Raw genomic sequence first — 16,392 nt, forward strand, 5'->3', positions numbered from 1 at the left:
GCTGCCCCGTTTGAGGTGTGCGACATGACCAGAACCATCTTCGTCCTCAACGGACCGAACCTCAATCTGCTCGGCGAGCGCGAGCCGCATATCTACGGCTCTACGACGCTGGGCGATATCAGGCAGATGTGCCTCGCGAAAGCCGAAAGCCTCGGCTTCGAGATCGATTTCCGCCAGACGAATTTCGAGGGCGAACTGGTGGAAAGCATCCATCAGGCGCGGAAAGAGGCCTGCGGCATCATCATCAATCCCGCAGCCTATACGTTCACCTCAATCGCGCTGCTTGATGCATTGAAGACCTTCGATCCGCCAAAGATCGAGCTGCACATTTCCAACGTCCATGCCCGCGAGGAGATTTACCACAAATCTCTCGTCTCGCGCATCGCTACTGCCATCATGATCGGTTTTGGCGCGCGCGGTTACGAGCTGGCGATCGAAGCGATGGCCGGAATGGTTGGGGCGGGCATGGTCGGAGCAGCAAAGACAGCATGAATTATCAACTGGATTTCACGCCCGTCCTCGATGGCCTGCCGAGCCTGCTGCTCGGCTGTCTCGGCACCTTCCTGCTGGCAATCTGCGGCATGGCGTTCGCCATCATCATCGGCGTCGGCGGCGTGGCGCTGAGGGATTCGCATATCAAGCCGGTGCGCTGGCTGGTGATAGGCTTTGTCGAGCTCATCCGCAACACGCCTTTCCTGGTGCAGATCTTCTTTCTTTTCTTCGCCTTGCCGCTGATCGGCATCAGGCTCGACCCGACGCCGACGGCGATTATCGCGCTCGGCATCAATGGCGGCGCCTATGCGATCGAGATCATCAGGGGAGGCGTGCAATCCATTCCCAGGGGCCAGATGGAAGCGGGCCTAGCGCTCGGCCTGCACAACGTGCAGGTCTTCCGGCTGATCATCCTGAAGCCGGCGCTGAGGGCGATCTATCCCTCGTTGACCAGCCAGTTTGTGCTCTTGACGCTCTCCACCAGCATCTGCTCGGCAATCTCGGCCTATGAGCTGACGTCTGTCGCGCAGCGCATCGAATCCGACAGCTTCCGCAGCTTCGAGGTCTATTTCACCATTACGATCTTCTACCTCGCCATCTCCTGGCTGATGATGCGCCTCTTCGCGCTCTTCTCGGCCCGCTATTTCAATTATCCGGTCAAGTGAGGGAGCCATGGGCAGCGACGAATTCGTCTTCCTTCTGATCGGCCTGAAATGGACCGTGCTTCTGTCTGCCGTCGGCTTCGTCTGCGGCTGCATTGCCGGCCTTGTCGTGGCGCTGGCGCGCACCTCGGGCAGGCCGCTCCTTGAGCGGGCGATGGCAACCTATATCGCAATCTTCCAGGGCACGCCGCTGCTCATGCAGCTCTTCGTCACCTATTACGGTCTGGCCTTGATCGGCCTGAAGCTCGATGCCTGGGAGGCGGTGGCAATCGGGCTCACGCTGCATGCCAGCGCCTATCTGGGCGAGATCTGGCGCGGCGCAATCGAAGCTGTGCCGCGCGGCCAGACGGAGGCGGCCAAAGCGCTCAGCCTCAAATATGTCTCGCGCATGAAGGATGTGATCCTGCCGCAGGCAATCCGCATCTCGCTACCGGCGACCATCGGCTTCCTGGTGCAGCTCATCAAGGGCACGTCGCTCGCTTCGATCGTCGGCTTCACGGAGCTGACGCGGGCCGGCAACATCATCTCCAATCAGATCTTCCAGCCGCTCACCGTCTTCGGCATCGTCGGCGCCCTCTATTTCCTGATGTGCTGCCCGCTGACCATCTTCGGCGCCCGCCTGGAGCGTCGCTTCAACGCGGCCCACGCGCGCTGATGCAGCGCCTCACGAATTGGATCCAAAGACCATGACCAATGTTCCCACTCCATCATCCGAAACCATGATCAGCATGAGCAATGTGGAGAAATGGTACGGCGCCTTCCAGGCCCTGCGCGATATCAATATCGATGTGCATAAGGGCGAACGCATCGTGCTCTGCGGCCCCTCGGGAAGCGGAAAATCGACGCTGATCCGCTGCATCAACCATCTGGAAACCTACGAAAAGGGCGAGATCCGCGTCGGCGGCATTCTGCTCGGCAACCAAGCCAAGGCGATCGACGCGATCAGGCGCGAGGTCGGCATGGTCTTCCAGCAGTTCAACCTCTTCCCGCATCTGACGGTGCTGCAGAACTGCATGCTCGCCCCGATACGCGCGCTCGGCGTTACCAAGGCCGAAGCCGAAGACCGCGCCCGCACGCTTCTGGCCCGCGTCAAGATATCCGAACAGGCGGAGAAATATCCGGTGCAGCTTTCGGGCGGCCAGCAGCAGCGCGTGGCAATCGCGCGTGCCCTCTGCATGCGCCCCAAGGTGATGCTCTTCGACGAGCCGACCTCGGCACTCGACCCTGAGATGGTCAAGGAAGTGCTGGATACGATGATCAGCCTCGCCGAGGAAGGCATGACGATGATCTGCGTAACCCACGAAATGGGCTTTGCCCGCCAGGTCGCCAACCGGGTGATCTTCATGGCAAGCGGCTCGATCGTAGAAGAGGCGCACCCGGCGGAATTCTTCACCAGTCCCCGCCACGAGCGCACCCGCAAGTTCCTCGGGGAAATCCTACGCCACTAGCCCGCTGACGAGAAGATGGAAGAAGCATCATGTCAAAACGCCCCCTTGCAATAGCGGTGATGGGCGCCGGGCTGATCGGCAGGCGCCATATCGAAGGCGTCCTGTCTGAACCGCGCACCGCCCTTGCCGCCATCATCGACCCCTCGCCCGCGGCGCGGGACGAAGCGCGCACAAACGGCTTGCCCTGGTTTGCAAACCTTGCCGAAGCGTTGACCAAGTCCGGCCCGGATGGCGTAATCGTCGCCACACCCAACCAGCTGCACGTGGCAAACGCTGGTGATGTGGTGGCAGCAGGCATCCCCGTCCTCATCGAAAAGCCGATCGCGGACGATGCGGCGGCCGCAGCCGGCCTTGTCAGCCGTGCGGAGGAAGCCGGCGTGCCCATTCTTGTCGGCCACCACCGCCGCCATAACCCGATCATCCGGGAGGCCAAGCGCCTGATAGAAAGCGGCAAGCTCGGCCGCATCCGCTCGATCAATGGCAGCTTCTGGGTCGCCAAGCCCGATGACTATTTCGAGGTCAAATGGCGCCGCGAGGCCGGCGCCGGTCCGATCTTCATCAACCTCATCCACGATGTCGATCTTCTCCGGCATCTTATCGGCGAAATCGAAAGCGTGCATGCAATGGAAAGCAATGCCGCCCGCGGCCATGCGGTCGAAGATACCGCTGTCGTGCTCCTACGTTTCGAAAATGGCGCGCTCGCTACGTTCAATGCCAGCGACGCCGTGCCCGCGCCCTGGAGCTGGGAGCGCAGCTCGGGCGAAAACCCAAGTTTCCCACGAGAAGACCAGTCCTGCTACCAGATTGGCGGCACCGAAGGTGCGTTGACCATCCCCAATCTCACCCTCTGGACCAACGAGGGGCGCCCCGACTGGCGCCAAAAGCTTACAAAAGAGCACCTGCCCGTCACCCATGCCGATCCGCTCACCCTGCAGCTTCAGCATTTCTGCGATGTCATCGAAGGCACGGCCACGCCCCTCGTTAGCGGCCGGGAAGGTCTCGCCACGCTTTCGGTCATCGAGGCGATCAAGGGCTCGGCAACCACCGGAAGGACCATGTTCCTTAAAGGCAAATCCCATGATTAGCGGCACCACAAGGCTGATCGCTCATCTCGGCTACCCGACGGAGAGCTTCAAGGCGCCGCTGATCTACAATCCCTATTTTGAAAAACAGGGCATCGACGCCGTCGTCGTGCCGATGGGCTGCAAGCCGGAGGATTTTCCAGCCTTCTTAAAGCTTCTTTTTCGCCTGTCGAACATCCACGGCGCCCTTATCACCATGCCCCACAAGATCGCAACAATGGGTCTTCTGGACGAGATCTCCACGAACGCCCGCGTGGCCGGCTCTTGCAACGCCGTCAAGCTCGGCTCAGGCGGCAAGTTGATCGGCGACATGTTCGACGGCGAGGGCTTCGTGCGCGGCCTCAAACGCAAAGAGCAGGCGATCTCAGGCGCCAAAGCCCTGATGATCGGCGCGGGCGGTGTCGGCTCGGCCATTGCCGCGTCGCTCGCCAGCGCGGGTCTCGCCCACCTCGCTCTCCACGACGATGATAAGGCCGCACTCGACGGCCTGAAGGCTCGCCTCGCCACCTACTATCCGGCCATGCAGGTCACGACAGGTTCAAACGATCCGACGGGATTCGACATCGTCATCAACGCCACGCCCCTCGGTATGCGCGAGAGTGACCCCCTGCCGCTGGATGTGACGCGGCTCTCGCCCGGTAATTTCGTCGGCGAAGTGGTGATGAAGGAGGAAATCACGCCGTTTCTGGCAGCGGCACGGGAGAGAGGCTGCCGATTTCAGGTGGGGACCGATATGCTGTTTGAGCAGATACCAGCATACCTCGAGTTTTTCGGATTTGCGGCGACGACTGCCGAGCATTTAAGACTGATCGCAAATCTCTAGCACCATCTCGCTTGAAGCCGGACCCGCGCTTGCCTTCGCCTTTTATGGCCTTCGGGTCATGGGCCGCGGCATCGTAGAACTCAGGCCATAGTCCCGCCGATACATCGTCGAAACCGACTGCTCAGCGAGCGCAGTCGATTTGGTAATGTCCGTCAATTCTGTTTCGAAAATGCCCTTTCATTGAGCAACTGAATACAGTTTTTAAGCAACACCCCACCAGGAACCAGCATTAATGCTTAAAAATCAACACCATAAACAATTGGCATGGTGCTTGCTTCGGTATGAGCAGAGTTGGCGGCTAGGGTTCCGGCGCTGAGTAAGGCGTGACTGGTCCGAGAGCTGCCACCGGCGAGGGAGACATCCCGCCGGGTGCACGGCGGGACAAAAGCCCGGGAGACCTCGTAAGCCAAGGGATTGGCGGCACGATGGTCATTGCCGATCCCTTTTGAAGAAAAGCAAAGGGGGAATTTCATGCAGACTTTTTCGAAGATCCTTTCCATCACAGCGCTGACCGCTTCGCTGGCGCTCGGCCTGAGCTCCATCGCCAAGGCCGAGCAGAAGACAGAGTTCAAGGTCGCCTGGTCCATCTATGTCGGCTGGATGCCCTGGGGCTATGCCGCTGACCACGGCATCGTCAAGAAATGGGCAGACAAATACGGCATCAAGATCGATGTCACTCAGTTCAACGACTATGTGGAGTCGATGAACCAGTACACGGCAGGCGCCTTCGATGCCGTGACGCTGACCAATATGGACGGGTTATCAATTCCGGCAGCCGGCGGCGTCGACACCACCGCCGTGATCGTCGGCGACTTCTCGAACGGCAATGACGCCGTCATTCTGAAGGACAAGACAAGCCTCGCCGACATCAAGGGCCAGAACGTCAACCTCGTCGAGTTTTCAGTCTCCCATTACCTCCTCGCCCGCGCACTCGAAAGCATCAAGCTGACGGAGCGCGACGTGAAGGTGGTCAACACCTCCGACGCCGACATGGTCGCAGCCTACAAGACGCCCGATGTTTCCGCTGTCGTCACCTGGAACCCGCTGGTCTCCACCATCCTCGAAGATCCCACGGCCAAGAAGGTTTTCGACAGTTCGCAGGTGCCGGGCGAAATCATCGACCTGATGGTCGCCAATAGCGGCGTGCTAAAGGACAATCCGAATTTCGGCAAGGCGCTCGCCGGCATCTGGTACGAGACGGCCGCCCTGCTGCGTGCTGATACCGCCGAAGGCAAAGCGGCCCGCGAGGCCATGGGTTCGGCTTCGGGCACTGATCTCGTCGGCTTCGAAGCCCAGCTTGCTGCCACCAAGCTTTTCGACAAGCCGGCCGATGCCGTTGCCTTCACCGCCTCGCCCAATCTGCCGAAGACCATGGATCTGGTGCGCAACTTCCTCTTCGATAAGGGCCTGCTCGGCAATGGCGCGCCGTCTGCCGATGTCATCGGGATCGAAATGCCTGATGGCAAGGTGCTGGGCGATACCGGCAATGTGAAGCTGCGCTTCACCGAGACCTACATGAAGGCCGCCGCCGACGGTTCGCTCTGATCGCAACAGGCGGCGCAGCCAGGCGCGCCGCCCCTTTCCTTCACCAGCGGAGCATTTCCCATGCGTTGGATCAACACGAGGCCGAGCCGGGGCGCGCAGTTTGCCCTGATGCTGTTGCCATTCGTGCTGCTCGCCCTTGCCTATGCGTTCGGCTCGGCCGCGCGACTTGCTGATAACGCCAATGACAAGCTTCTGCCGAGCCTTGCCGGCTTTGCCGATGCGATCAACCGTCTGGCCTTCGTCGCCGATCCGCGCACCGGCGAATTCCTGCTCTGGTCGGATACGGGCGCGAGCCTCATCCGGCTGCTCTCCGGCCTTGGCATCTCGACGGCGATCGCACTTGTTATCGGCATGCTGATCGGCATGCTGCCTTATCTCAGGGCGCTGCTCGCCCCTTTCATCGCCGTCATTTCCATGGTGCCGCCGCTGGCGCTGCTGCCGATCCTCTTCATCATCATGGGGCTTGGCGAGACATCGAAGATCGCACTCATCGTCATCGGTGTTGCCCCGACGATGATCCGTGACCTGGCGCTGAAGGCACTCGAACTGCCGCGTGAGCAGATCGTCAAGGCCGAGACGCTCGGCGGCTCCTCCTGGCAGATCGGACTGCGTGTCGTCCTGCCGCAGATCCTGCCACGGCTGATCACCTGCCTTAGATTGCAGCTCGGCCCGGCCTGGCTGTTCCTGATCGCGGCCGAGGCGATCTCGTCGGATTCCGGCCTAGGCTACCGCATCTTTCTCGTCCGCCGCTATCTCTCGATGGACATCATCTTTCCCTATGTCGTCTGGATCACCGTGCTTGCCGTGGTGATGAATGCCCTGCTCGATCGCCTGCGCATTGCGGTCTTCCCTTGGTCGGAACTGGAGAAGCAGGCATGAGCGAACTGACGATCGAAAGGGTCTGGAAGGAGTATGGCGACCAGATCGTGCTCGAGGACGTATCGCTGACCGTCGCCTCGCGCGCCTTCGTCGCCCTTGTCGGTCCTTCCGGCTGCGGCAAGACCACCTTCCTGCGCATGCTGCTCGGCCAGGAGCAACCGACAAGGGGTAAGATCCTGCTCGATGGCGAACCGCTGCCGCCGGAGCCGCGAGCGGATCGCGGCGTCGTTTTCCAGCGCTATTCGGTCTTTCCGCACCTGACGGTGCTCGGCAATGTGCTGCTCGGCAAGGAATTTTCCGCTGCCCGCTACAAGGCCAGGCTTTTCGGTGCTGCGCGCCGCAGCGCCATCGACGAAGCGCGAGAACTGATCGCTGAGGTTGGGCTTGACGGTTCGGAAAGCAAATATCCAGCGCAGCTCTCCGGGGGCATGCAGCAGCGCCTGGCTCTTGCCCAAGCGCTCATCATGAAGCCGAAAGTGCTGCTTCTCGACGAACCCTTCGGTGCGCTCGACCCCGGTATTCGCGCCGAAATCCACACGCTGATGAAGCGGCTCTGGCACGAGACGCAGATGACCGTCGTCATGGTCACGCACGACATGCGCGAGGCCTTCACGCTGGCAAGCCGCGTCGTCGCCTTTGAACGCCGCCGCGACCGGCCGGAAGAGAAGGAGCGCTACGGCGCCACCATCACCAAGGATATTTCCATCTGGCCGCCGCGCCTTGCCGGCCAGTCATCGATCTTCAGCCCCGACCGGGACGGCCCGGTCGCTTCCCTGGGGCATGGCCGGGACGACCTGGCACCGTCAGGAGAGATGCTATGATGCATGTGAGACGCTCACCGGAAGAGATCGCCGCCAATCGCGCTCGCTACGAAGAGCACGAGAAGAAGGGTCTGGAATTCGCGCCCAAGGTCCTGCCTGGCCCGAGCCCATTGCCGGCACCGGCCATCGATGCCGCGGCGATCGTCCACCAGGAGACTATACCGGGCGGCTGGTATTGGTCGACGAAGCTTCTGCGCGGCGAAGCAGTTCGTATCGATCAGGCCGAGGGCAATTCCACGGTGGCGCTCGTCGCCTGGAATGCCGACGACACGAGCGAGCGGATCAATCTCGTCGATACCGCAAAGGTTCAGTGGACGACGGCCTTCGGCAAGGGACGGGTGATCTTTTCCGACATGGGGCGAGTCATGTTTTCGATAACAGAGGATAGTTCCGGCGCCCATGACTGCCTGACGGGTGGCTCGACCTCTGCCTCGAATGCCGCGAAATATCCCGACGAGAAGACGCGCAACACCCGCGACAACCTAATCCTTACCGCCGTCAAGCTCGGTCTCGACCGTCGCGATATTCCCGGCATCCTCAATCTCTTCGCCCCCGTCCGCGTCGCAGAAGCCGGCGGTTTCGGCTGGCAGGGCAAGCGCTCCAACAGTGGCGATTATGTCGAACTGCGGGCCGAGATGGATATGCTCGTCGGCTTTTCCAATTGCCCGCATCCGCTCGATCCAGATCCCAGCTATCGGCCGAAGCCTGTCGTCATCACCCGCTACAAGGCGGCGATCCCTGCGGCCGATGATCTTTGCCGCACAGCAACTGCCGAAGCCGCGCGCGGGTTCGAGAACAACGCGCTTATGCAGGCCTGAGGAGAAGATCATGTCCGATTTCATCCAGACCTCCCCTGCCCGCAGCCTGCAGAATGCCGCGCAGGACCATTTTATTCCGGCCGAAGCCCCATGGTCGGGCGTCGTGCGTAAGGGCCAGACGATCCGCATCGAGGACAGCTACGGCCAGCAAGCGATCGACACGCTCTTCTACCGTGCCGATGATTTTGCCGAGCGCTATTCCAATCAGGATACGATGCGCATGCAGGGTGCCGCCTATATCGGCATCGACACCAAGATCATGTCGAACGAGGGCAATGTCATGCTGATCATGACGGCCGACAGCTGCGGCCGTCACGACACGTCTGCTGGGGCCTGCTCCTGCGAGAGCAATACGGTGCGCTTCGGCCATGGCACGAAATACCTGCATGCCTGCCGCGACAATTTCGTGCTCGAAGTTTCGAAATACGGCATGGGCAAGCGCGATATCGTGCCGAACATCAACTTCTTCATGAATGTGCCGATCAAGCCGAATGGCGAAATGACCATCGTCGACGGCATTTCCGCACCCGGAGACTATGTGGAACTCGTCGCCGAGATGGACGTGCTCTGCGTCATCTCCAACTGCCCGCAGATCAATAATCCCTGCAACGGCTTCGACCCGACGCCGATCCGGGTGTTGATCTGGGATGGCGAGGATTGAGCATGTTCAAGAAAGTCCTGATCGCCAACCGGGGCGAAATCGCCGTCCGCGTCATCAAGACACTGAGGCGGATGGGCATTGCCTCTGTCGCTGTCTACTCCGATGCCGATCGCTTCGCCAAGCCCGCGATGATGGCGGATGAAGCGTTCCGCCTAGGTCCGGCACCGGCCAGCGAAAGCTATCTCAATATTGACGCCGTCATTGCCGCCTGCAAGGCGACGGGAGCCGAAGCCGTGCATCCCGGCTATGGATTCCTGTCGGAAAATATCGGTTTTGCCGAGCGACTCGCCGCCGAGGGCATTGCCTTCATCGGCCCTCGTCCCGAACATCTCTCGGCTTTTGGTCTGAAACACACGGCGCGTGAACTTGCCAAGGCGAGTGGCGTGCCGCTCCTGCCTGGCACCAACCTGCTTGCAAGCGCCGATGAAGCGCTCGCGGCGGCCGAATCCATCGGCTATCCCGTCATGCTGAAAAGCACGGCCGGCGGCGGCGGTATCGGCATGCAGCTCTGCGCCGATCCGAAAAGCCTGACGGCCTCGTTCGAAAGCGTGCAGCGCACCGCGCGGGCAAGCTTCGGCGACGCGCGCGTCTATATCGAACGTTTTGTGGCGGAGGCCCGGCATGTCGAGGTGCAAATCTTCGGCGACGGCAAAGGCAAGGTAATCGCGCTTGGCGAGCGCGATTGCTCGCTACAGCGACGGAACCAGAAGGTGGTCGAGGAGACCCCTGCCCCTGGCCTCTCGGCAGCAACCCGTACCCGTCTGCACAAGGCAGCCGTCGATCTCGGCTCAGCCGTCTCCTACGAGTCCGCCGGTACAGTCGAATTCATCTACGATCCCATGCGCGAGGAATTCTATTTCCTTGAGGTCAACACCCGCCTGCAGGTTGAACATCCCGTCACCGAGACCGTCTTCGGCATCGACCTTGTCGAGTGGATGATCCGTCAGGCTGCGAGCGAGGATGTGCTCTCGGATGCGGAAACACTGCAGCCGAAAGGAGCGGCGATCGAAGTGCGCGTCTATGCCGAGATGCCGCATGCCGATTTCCGGCCAAGCGCTGGCCTGCTGACAGAAGTCGCCTTTCCCGAGGACGCGCGTATCGACGGCTGGATCGAGACGGGTACGGAGGTGACACCCTTCTACGATCCGATGCTGGCCAAGGTGATCGTATCAGCCGAAGACCGCCCGGCGGCGATCGAGAAGCTGAAGACAGCTCTTGCCGCAACAGCGATATCCGGGATCGAGACCAATCTCGACTATCTTCGCGCCATCGCCGGCTCCGAGTTGCTTGCCAGCGGCAAGGTGGCGACGACGGCGCTGCGCGACTTTTCCTTCGTACCTGACGTTATCGAGGTGATCGCGCCGGGCGCTCAGTCGAGCATCCAGGAACTGCCGGGCAGGCTTGGCCTCTGGCATGTCGGTGTACCGCCGAGCGGCCCGATGGACGAACGCTCCTTCCGCCACGCCAACCGCCTCGTCGGCAATGACGACATGGTCGCGGCACTCGAACTGACGGTTTCCGGCCCGGTCCTGAAATTCCATACCGATACTGTTGTCGCCCTTGCCGGCGCCAGGATGGCGATGAGCGTCGATGGCGAAAAACTGCCGCATGATGAAGCCGCCACTATCCGCGCCGGCCAGATCCTTTCGATCGGCAGCATCGATGGGCCGGGGCAGCGCTCCTATCTCGCCGTTGCGGGTGGCTTTGCCGCCCCGGTCGTGCTCGGCTCGCGCGCCACGTTCGGCCTCGGCCAATTCGGCGGCAATGCCACAGGCACGCTGAAAACAGGCCATGTGCTGCATCTTGCCCGCCACGCCGCCGCCGAACCGCGGAACCCGGCAGTCGAGCCGGCAGAGCTGACCCGCGAATGGGAGGTCGGCGTCCTCTACGGCCCCCATGGCGCGCCTGATTTCTTTCAGGACGGCGATATCGAGACGCTGTTTTCAACGAGCTACGAGGTACATTTCAACAGTGCCCGCACGGGTGTGCGCCTGATCGGTCCCGCACCGAAATGGGCGCGCAGTGACGGCGGCGAGGCCGGCCTTCATCCCTCCAACCTGCATGACAACGCCTATGCGATCGGCGCGATCGATTTTACCGGCGACATGCCGATCGTCCTCGGACCCGACGGGCCGAGCCTCGGTGGCTTCGTCTGCCCGGCAGTGATCGCTCGCGACGAACAGTGGAAAATGGGCCAGTTCAAGCCGGGTGACCTCATCCGTTTCCATCCTGTTGCACGGCCGGACGATCCGATTGCCGGACCGGTCGTGCATCGAGTGAAGGAAGAGACGGGCTCGCCCGTTATCGGCAAGAGTGAAGGCGGGCCAGTCTCTGTCGTCTATCGCCGTCAGGGTGATGACAACCTGCTGGTCGAATATGGGCCGATGTCGCTCGATATCGCCCTGCGGCTGAGGGTGCATCTGTTGATGCAGGCCGTTTCGCAGGCGCGCCTGCCCGGCATCATCGATCTCACCCCTGGTATCCGCTCGCTGCAGATCCATTATGACGGTACGTCGCTGACCCGCAAACGCCTGCTCGGCCTGCTCGCCGAGATCGAGATAAGCCTGCCGGCAGCCCAGGACGTCAAGGTACCGAGCCGCATCGTGCATCTACCGCTTTCCTGGAACGATCCGGATGCGCAGCTTGCCATGCGCAAGTACCAGGAACTCGTGCGGCCGAACGCACCCTGGTGCCCTGATAACATCGAGTTCATCCGCCGCATCAACGGGCTGGCGAATGAACAGGCCGTCCGCGACATCGTCTTCGACGCGAGCTACCTCGTGCTCGGCCTTGGCGACGTCTATCTCGGCGCGCCGGTCGCGACCCCGGTCGATCCGCGCCATCGACTGGTGACGACCAAGTACAATCCGGCCCGCACCTGGACGCCTGAAAATGCCGTCGGCATCGGTGGGGCCTACATGTGCATCTACGGCATGGAGGGCCCTGGCGGCTATCAGCTCTTCGGCCGCACCATACAGGTATGGAATACCTGGCGGCAGACGCCTGTATTCAAGAACAAACCCTGGCTGCTCGATTTCTTCGATCAGATCCGCTTCTTCCCGGTCAGCCACCAGGAACTGGCGGAGGCCCGCAGAGCCTTCCCGTACGGTGGCTATCCCGTCCGCATCGAGGAGACGGAATTTTCCTACGCGGCCTACGAGCAGGAATTGCTGGCAAATGCGGCCTCGATCGCGACCTTCAAGGCGCGGCAGCAGTCTGCTTTCGACGCCGAGCGCCAGCGCTGGAAGGAGGCAGGGCTCGACAGCTTTGTCACCGACGAGGGCACCGGCGAAAGCCCTGACGGAGATATTCCCGAGGGCTGCTTCGGCGTTGCCAGTGCCGTGCCTGGCAATATCTGGAAGCTGCTGGTCGAGCCGGGCGCACCGGTTGCGGCGGGCGACACACTTGCGATCATCGAATCCATGAAAATGGAAATCAACGTTACCGCACATGCGCCAGGCCGCGTCCGCGACTTGCGCGCCGGCCCCGGACGAAACGTCAAAGCGGGCGATATCATTGTTGTTCTGGAGGAATGCTGACCCATGCTGCCGACCATTCTCGATCTGACCAGCCTTCGCGCAGCCTATGAGGCAGGCAAAAGCCCCCTCGATATCATCGAGATCGTCATCGCTCGGCGCGCCGCCTCGACGGATCCCGCCATCTTTATCACGCCAATGCCCGACGACGTGATGCGGGCCGAAGCGCGAGCTCTGATGGACCGGGCGCCTGAGCCGAACAGTCTGCCGCTTTGGGGCATTCCTTTCGCGGTCAAGGACAATATCGACGTGGCGGGCCTGCCGACGACAGCTGCCTGTCCTGCCTTCGCCTATCAGCCAGACAAGGACGCAATGGTCGTCGCGAGGCTGCGGGCTGCCGGCGCCATCGTCATCGGCAAGACCAATCTCGACCAGTTTGCAACCGGTCTCAACGGCACACGCTCGCCCTACGGAGCGCCGCGCTCGGTCTTCGACGAGAACTATGTGTCGGGCGGCTCGAGCTCCGGCTCGGCGGTTGCCGTCGCCTCGGGCCTGGCAAGCTTCGCGCTCGGCACCGATACGGCCGGCTCCGGACGCGTACCGGCCGCCTTCAACAACCTCGTCGGCATCAAGCCGACACCGGGGCTGGTGCCGAATGTCGGGGTCGTGCCAGCCTGCCGCAGCGTCGATGTCGTCACCGTCTTTGCCCCAACGGTCGGCGACGGCGTCGCGATCCGCAAGGTGATGGAGGGCTACGATGCCGCCGATCCGTTTTCGCGCAAGGCCGTTCCAGCCAGTCTGCCCGCCTCCGGCCTGCGGATTGGCGTGCTCGCCGGAGCCGAGCGGGAATTCTTCGGCAACAGGCAGGTCGAAGCTCTCTACGACGCCGCGATCGAAAGAGCGCGCGCGCTCGGCGCCACGATCGTTCCTTTCGATTATGCTCCGTTCCGGCAGGCGGCCGAATTGCTGTACAACGGCCCCTGGGTCGCCGAACGGCTGGCGGCAGTGAAGGATTTTCTCGCCACGAATGCCGGCGACTTCGACCCCACAGTCCGCACCATTATCGAGGGCGCGAAAACCTATGACGCCGTCGCCGCTTTCGAAGGCAGATATAGGCTCGAAGCGCTGCGCCAACAGACCGCAAAGGAATGGGAGAAAGCTGATATCCTGATGCTGCCGACCTCGCCGACCACCTACACGGTCGAGGAGATGATGGCCGATCCGATCGTTAAAAACGGCCATTTCGGCCGCTACACCAATTTCGTCAATTTGCTCGATTGCGCGGCCATCGCCGTTCCAGCCGGCTTCGACACTAGTGGCCACCTCCCGGCCGGCGTGACGCTGATCGGCCCCGCGTTTACCGATGACGCCCTCGCCCCCTTCGCCGATGCTATGCATCGGACCTTGAACGCGGGGATGGGAAAGGACCGCCTGGCCACAATACCGGAAGCAAGCCGCATCGTGCCGGCCGATGACGGCCTCGTGCCGATCGTCGTCGTTGGGGCGCATCTCACCGGCATGCCTCTCAACCACGAATTGACCAAGCCGGGCGGCAGGCGCATCAAATCCTGCCGTACCGCACCGGATTACCGGCTCTTCGTTCTGCCAAATACCATCCCACCAAAGCCAGGTCTGGTTCGCGAACCCGGCTTTGACGGCAAGGGCCTCGAAGTCGAAGTGTGGAAAGTCACTCCGGAAGCTTTCGGACGCTTTGTACAGAACATTCCTGCCCCGCTCGGAATCGGCAAAATAACGCTCGATGACGGCTCTCAAATTTCCGGTTTTCTCTGCGAGACCTATGCCATCGAAGGTGCGCGCGAAATCACCGAGTTGGGTAGTTGGCGCGCTTACATCGCGGATCAAAGGATCCAGAAATGAAATGAGCGCGAGGCATCATCTCAAAAGAATCCTCCAGGCGATATTCGCGAGCCTTGAAGCACGAAGCAACTCCCGACGACTCAGTCGCACGAGACGGTAATCGATCTTAGATCTATCCTTTCGTCGCCTGCTGGGGGTGCGGAAGGTTTCCGGTTTGATTGCGCTGCACAATAAGGTGCTCCCACGCACGCAATCGCAGCACCTTTCGCTTAAAATATCAGCCGATCTTGCAAATGAACAATAATTAGGCAGAGGCGAGAACTCCGAATTTCCCATTCTTTTCAGTGGTTACTGCGACCAGGCCGAAACTGGCACGCTGATTGCAGATCCCAAAGATGCATCGCTCAACGAAGACCGATGCAGATAGGCGCGGCATAAGCGCTTACATCAGACATCGACGTCGCAAGGATTGCCATCCGGGACTCCCATCCCGCGGGCGCATTCCGGCGGCGTTTTTTTATGTCCAGATTCAGCCAGCAGAGGGAACCTGCGCATGACGAAGAATTCGACACCCGGCTTCACTCGCCGCAGCATGCTCAAGACGACTGCGACTGCCGCCCTCGTCGGCGCCGTCAAGACTGCCTTTCCGTCCGGCGCCTTTGCCGCCGGGCCGGGCCCTGAGGTGAAGGGGATCAAGCTGGGCTTCATCGCGCTCACGGATTCTGCGCCGCTGATTATCGCCAAGGAGAAAGGTCTTTTCGACAAATACGGCCTGCCGGAAACCGATGTCGCCAAACAGGCGTCCTGGGGTGCGACCCGTGACAATCTCGTGCTGGGTGGCGCCGCGAATGGCATCGACGGCGCCCATATCCTCTCGCCGCTCCCCTATCTCATGCACACTGGCAAGGTGACGCAGAACAACAAGCCGGTTCCAATGGCGATCCTCGCCCGCCTCAATCTCGACAGCCAGGGCATTTCCGTCGCCAAGGAATATGCCGAAACCGGCGTGCAGCTCGACGCCTCGAAGCTGAAGGCGGCCTTCGAGAAAAAGAAGGCTGAAGGCAAGGAGATCAAGGCCGCCATGACCTTCCCGGGCGGCACCCACGACCTCTGGATCCGCTACTGGCTCGCCGCTGGCGGCATCGACCCGAACAAGGAAGTTTCGACCATCGTCGTGCCACCACCGCAGATGGTGGCCAATATGAAGGTCGGCAACATGGACGTTTTCTGTGTGGGCGAGCCGTGGAACGAGCAGCTCGTCAACCAGGGCATCGGTTTCACCGCAGCCACCACCGGCGAACTTTGGAAGGGCCATCCTGAAAAGGCGCTGGGGCTTCGCGCCGTGTGGATCGAAAAGAACCCCAATGCCACCAAGGCCCTGCTGATGGCCGTCATGGAAGCTCAGCAGTGGTGCGACAGCATGGATAACAAGGCGGAGATGGCCGACATTCTCGGCAAGCGTCAATGGTTCAACGTGCCGACGAAGGACGTTCTCGGCCGCCTCAAGGGCGACATCAACTACGGCAACGGCCGCGAGGTCAAGGCGACTGACCTCTATATGAAGTTCTGGAAGAACGGCACCTCCTATCCGTTCAAGAGCCACGATAGCTGGTTCATCACGGAAAACATCCGCTGGGGAAATCTGCCGGCGACGACGGATGTGAAGACATTGGTCAACCAGGTGAACCGCGAAGACATCTGGCGCGAGGCCGCCAAGGATCTCGGCGTCGCTGCCGCCGACATTCCTGCATCGTCGTCTCGCGGCAAGGAAACCTTCTTCGACGGCAAGGTCTTCGATCCTGAAAATCCTTCGGCCTATCTCGACAGCCTCTCGATCAAGGCCGTTTCCTGACCCGCCTTCCGGCGC

14 protein-coding genes and 1 riboswitch are annotated in these 16,392 nt (G+C 61.4%); all 14 genes read left to right on the forward strand.

The annotated features are described in order from the left end of the window. Positions 1-24: 24 nt before the first annotated feature. The 14 genes from aroQ to FHX15_RS21450 all read left to right on the forward strand — a co-directional run bounded on the left by aroQ (position 25) and on the right by FHX15_RS21450 (position 16,377). The gene (aroQ, locus tag FHX15_RS21385) at positions 25-492 is read left to right on the forward strand and encodes a type II 3-dehydroquinate dehydratase (protein WP_184400365.1); all 468 of its coding nucleotides are present in this window, start codon (positions 25-27) and stop codon (positions 490-492) included. After that, positions 489-1,157 carry an amino acid ABC transporter permease gene (locus FHX15_RS21390; RefSeq protein ID WP_184400366.1) on the forward strand — a complete coding sequence of 223 codons (669 nt, stop codon included), beginning with the start codon at positions 489-491 and terminating at the stop codon, positions 1,155-1,157. The genes aroQ and FHX15_RS21390 overlap by 4 nt, the downstream gene beginning before the upstream one ends. 7 nt (positions 1,158-1,164) lie before the next feature. Beyond that, entirely contained in the window at positions 1,165-1,809 is a 645-nt protein-coding gene (locus FHX15_RS21395; RefSeq protein ID WP_184400367.1) for an amino acid ABC transporter permease, read from the forward strand. 64 nt (positions 1,810-1,873) lie between these two features. Beyond that, complete coding sequence (locus FHX15_RS21400; protein ID WP_184400464.1) at positions 1,874-2,602, forward strand: amino acid ABC transporter ATP-binding protein; 729 nt, start codon at positions 1,874-1,876, stop codon at positions 2,600-2,602. A 29-nt stretch (positions 2,603-2,631) separates the two neighbouring features. Further along, the gene (locus FHX15_RS21405; protein WP_184400368.1) at positions 2,632-3,687 is read left to right on the forward strand and encodes a Gfo/Idh/MocA family protein; all 1,056 of its coding nucleotides are present in this window, start codon (positions 2,632-2,634) and stop codon (positions 3,685-3,687) included. Further along, on the forward strand, positions 3,680-4,507 hold the full coding sequence (locus FHX15_RS21410) for a shikimate dehydrogenase family protein (RefSeq protein WP_184400369.1): 828 nt from the start codon (positions 3,680-3,682) through the stop codon (positions 4,505-4,507). Before FHX15_RS21405 ends, FHX15_RS21410 begins: the two co-directional genes overlap by 8 nt. 287 nt (positions 4,508-4,794) lie before the next feature. Further along, positions 4,795-4,905: riboswitch (guanidine-I (ykkC/yxkD leader) on the forward strand. Positions 4,906-4,978: 73 nt separating this feature from the next. Next, complete coding sequence (locus tag FHX15_RS21415) at positions 4,979-6,052, forward strand: putative urea ABC transporter substrate-binding protein (protein WP_184400370.1); 1,074 nt, start codon at positions 4,979-4,981, stop codon at positions 6,050-6,052. Between the two features lie 60 nt (positions 6,053-6,112). Next, complete coding sequence (locus tag FHX15_RS21420; RefSeq protein ID WP_184400371.1) at positions 6,113-6,931, forward strand: ABC transporter permease; 819 nt, start codon at positions 6,113-6,115, stop codon at positions 6,929-6,931. Continuing rightward, positions 6,928-7,752: an ABC transporter ATP-binding protein gene (locus tag FHX15_RS21425; protein WP_184400372.1), complete on the forward strand. Its 825-nt coding sequence runs from the start codon at positions 6,928-6,930 to the stop codon at positions 7,750-7,752. Before FHX15_RS21420 ends, FHX15_RS21425 begins: the two co-directional genes overlap by 4 nt. Further along, the gene (locus FHX15_RS21430; RefSeq protein WP_184400373.1) at positions 7,749-8,570 is read left to right on the forward strand and encodes an urea amidolyase associated protein UAAP1; all 822 of its coding nucleotides are present in this window, start codon (positions 7,749-7,751) and stop codon (positions 8,568-8,570) included. The genes FHX15_RS21425 and FHX15_RS21430 overlap by 4 nt, the downstream gene beginning before the upstream one ends. Before the next feature lie 10 nt (positions 8,571-8,580). After that, positions 8,581-9,231 (forward strand): urea amidolyase associated protein UAAP2, encoded by a 651-nt coding sequence (locus FHX15_RS21435; RefSeq protein WP_184400374.1) that lies wholly within the window; start codon positions 8,581-8,583, stop codon positions 9,229-9,231. Positions 9,232-9,233: 2 nt separating this feature from the next. Further along, the gene (uca, locus tag FHX15_RS21440) at positions 9,234-12,770 is read left to right on the forward strand and encodes an urea carboxylase (protein WP_184400375.1); all 3,537 of its coding nucleotides are present in this window, start codon (positions 9,234-9,236) and stop codon (positions 12,768-12,770) included. 3 nt (positions 12,771-12,773) lie between these two features. Then, entirely contained in the window at positions 12,774-14,585 is a 1,812-nt protein-coding gene (gene atzF, locus FHX15_RS21445) for an allophanate hydrolase (RefSeq protein ID WP_184400376.1), read from the forward strand. A gap of 493 nt (positions 14,586-15,078) precedes the next feature. Next, the gene (locus FHX15_RS21450) at positions 15,079-16,377 is read left to right on the forward strand and encodes a CmpA/NrtA family ABC transporter substrate-binding protein (protein ID WP_184400377.1); all 1,299 of its coding nucleotides are present in this window, start codon (positions 15,079-15,081) and stop codon (positions 16,375-16,377) included. Positions 16,378-16,392: the final 15 nt, after the last annotated feature.

This window comes from Rhizobium sp. BK650 (assembly GCF_014195325.1).
Classification (GTDB): domain Bacteria; phylum Pseudomonadota; class Alphaproteobacteria; order Rhizobiales; family Rhizobiaceae; genus Rhizobium.

What these genes read in the sequence shown, in the direction of transcription:
- uca (WP_184400375.1), top strand. Translation starts at nt 9,234, where the DNA reads ATGTTCAAGAAAGTCCTGATCGCCAACCGGGGCGAAATCGCCGTCCGC.
- atzF (WP_184400376.1), top strand. Translation starts at nt 12,774, where the DNA reads ATGCTGCCGACCATTCTCGATCTGACCAGCCTTCGCGCAGCCTATGAG.
- FHX15_RS21390 (WP_184400366.1), top strand. Translation starts at nt 489, where the DNA reads ATGAATTATCAACTGGATTTCACGCCCGTCCTCGATGGCCTGCCGAGC.
- FHX15_RS21425 (WP_184400372.1), top strand. Translation starts at nt 6,928, where the DNA reads ATGAGCGAACTGACGATCGAAAGGGTCTGGAAGGAGTATGGCGACCAG.
- FHX15_RS21420 (WP_184400371.1), top strand. Translation starts at nt 6,113, where the DNA reads ATGCGTTGGATCAACACGAGGCCGAGCCGGGGCGCGCAGTTTGCCCTG.
- FHX15_RS21410 (WP_184400369.1), top strand. Translation starts at nt 3,680, where the DNA reads ATGATTAGCGGCACCACAAGGCTGATCGCTCATCTCGGCTACCCGACG.
- aroQ (WP_184400365.1), top strand. Translation starts at nt 25, where the DNA reads ATGACCAGAACCATCTTCGTCCTCAACGGACCGAACCTCAATCTGCTC.
- FHX15_RS21395 (WP_184400367.1), top strand. Translation starts at nt 1,165, where the DNA reads ATGGGCAGCGACGAATTCGTCTTCCTTCTGATCGGCCTGAAATGGACC.
- FHX15_RS21400 (WP_184400464.1), top strand. Translation starts at nt 1,874, where the DNA reads ATGATCAGCATGAGCAATGTGGAGAAATGGTACGGCGCCTTCCAGGCC.
- FHX15_RS21435 (WP_184400374.1), top strand. Translation starts at nt 8,581, where the DNA reads ATGTCCGATTTCATCCAGACCTCCCCTGCCCGCAGCCTGCAGAATGCC.
- FHX15_RS21430 (WP_184400373.1), top strand. Translation starts at nt 7,749, where the DNA reads ATGATGCATGTGAGACGCTCACCGGAAGAGATCGCCGCCAATCGCGCT.
- FHX15_RS21415 (WP_184400370.1), top strand. Translation starts at nt 4,979, where the DNA reads ATGCAGACTTTTTCGAAGATCCTTTCCATCACAGCGCTGACCGCTTCG.
- FHX15_RS21450 (WP_184400377.1), top strand. Translation starts at nt 15,079, where the DNA reads ATGACGAAGAATTCGACACCCGGCTTCACTCGCCGCAGCATGCTCAAG.
- FHX15_RS21405 (WP_184400368.1), top strand. Translation starts at nt 2,632, where the DNA reads ATGTCAAAACGCCCCCTTGCAATAGCGGTGATGGGCGCCGGGCTGATC.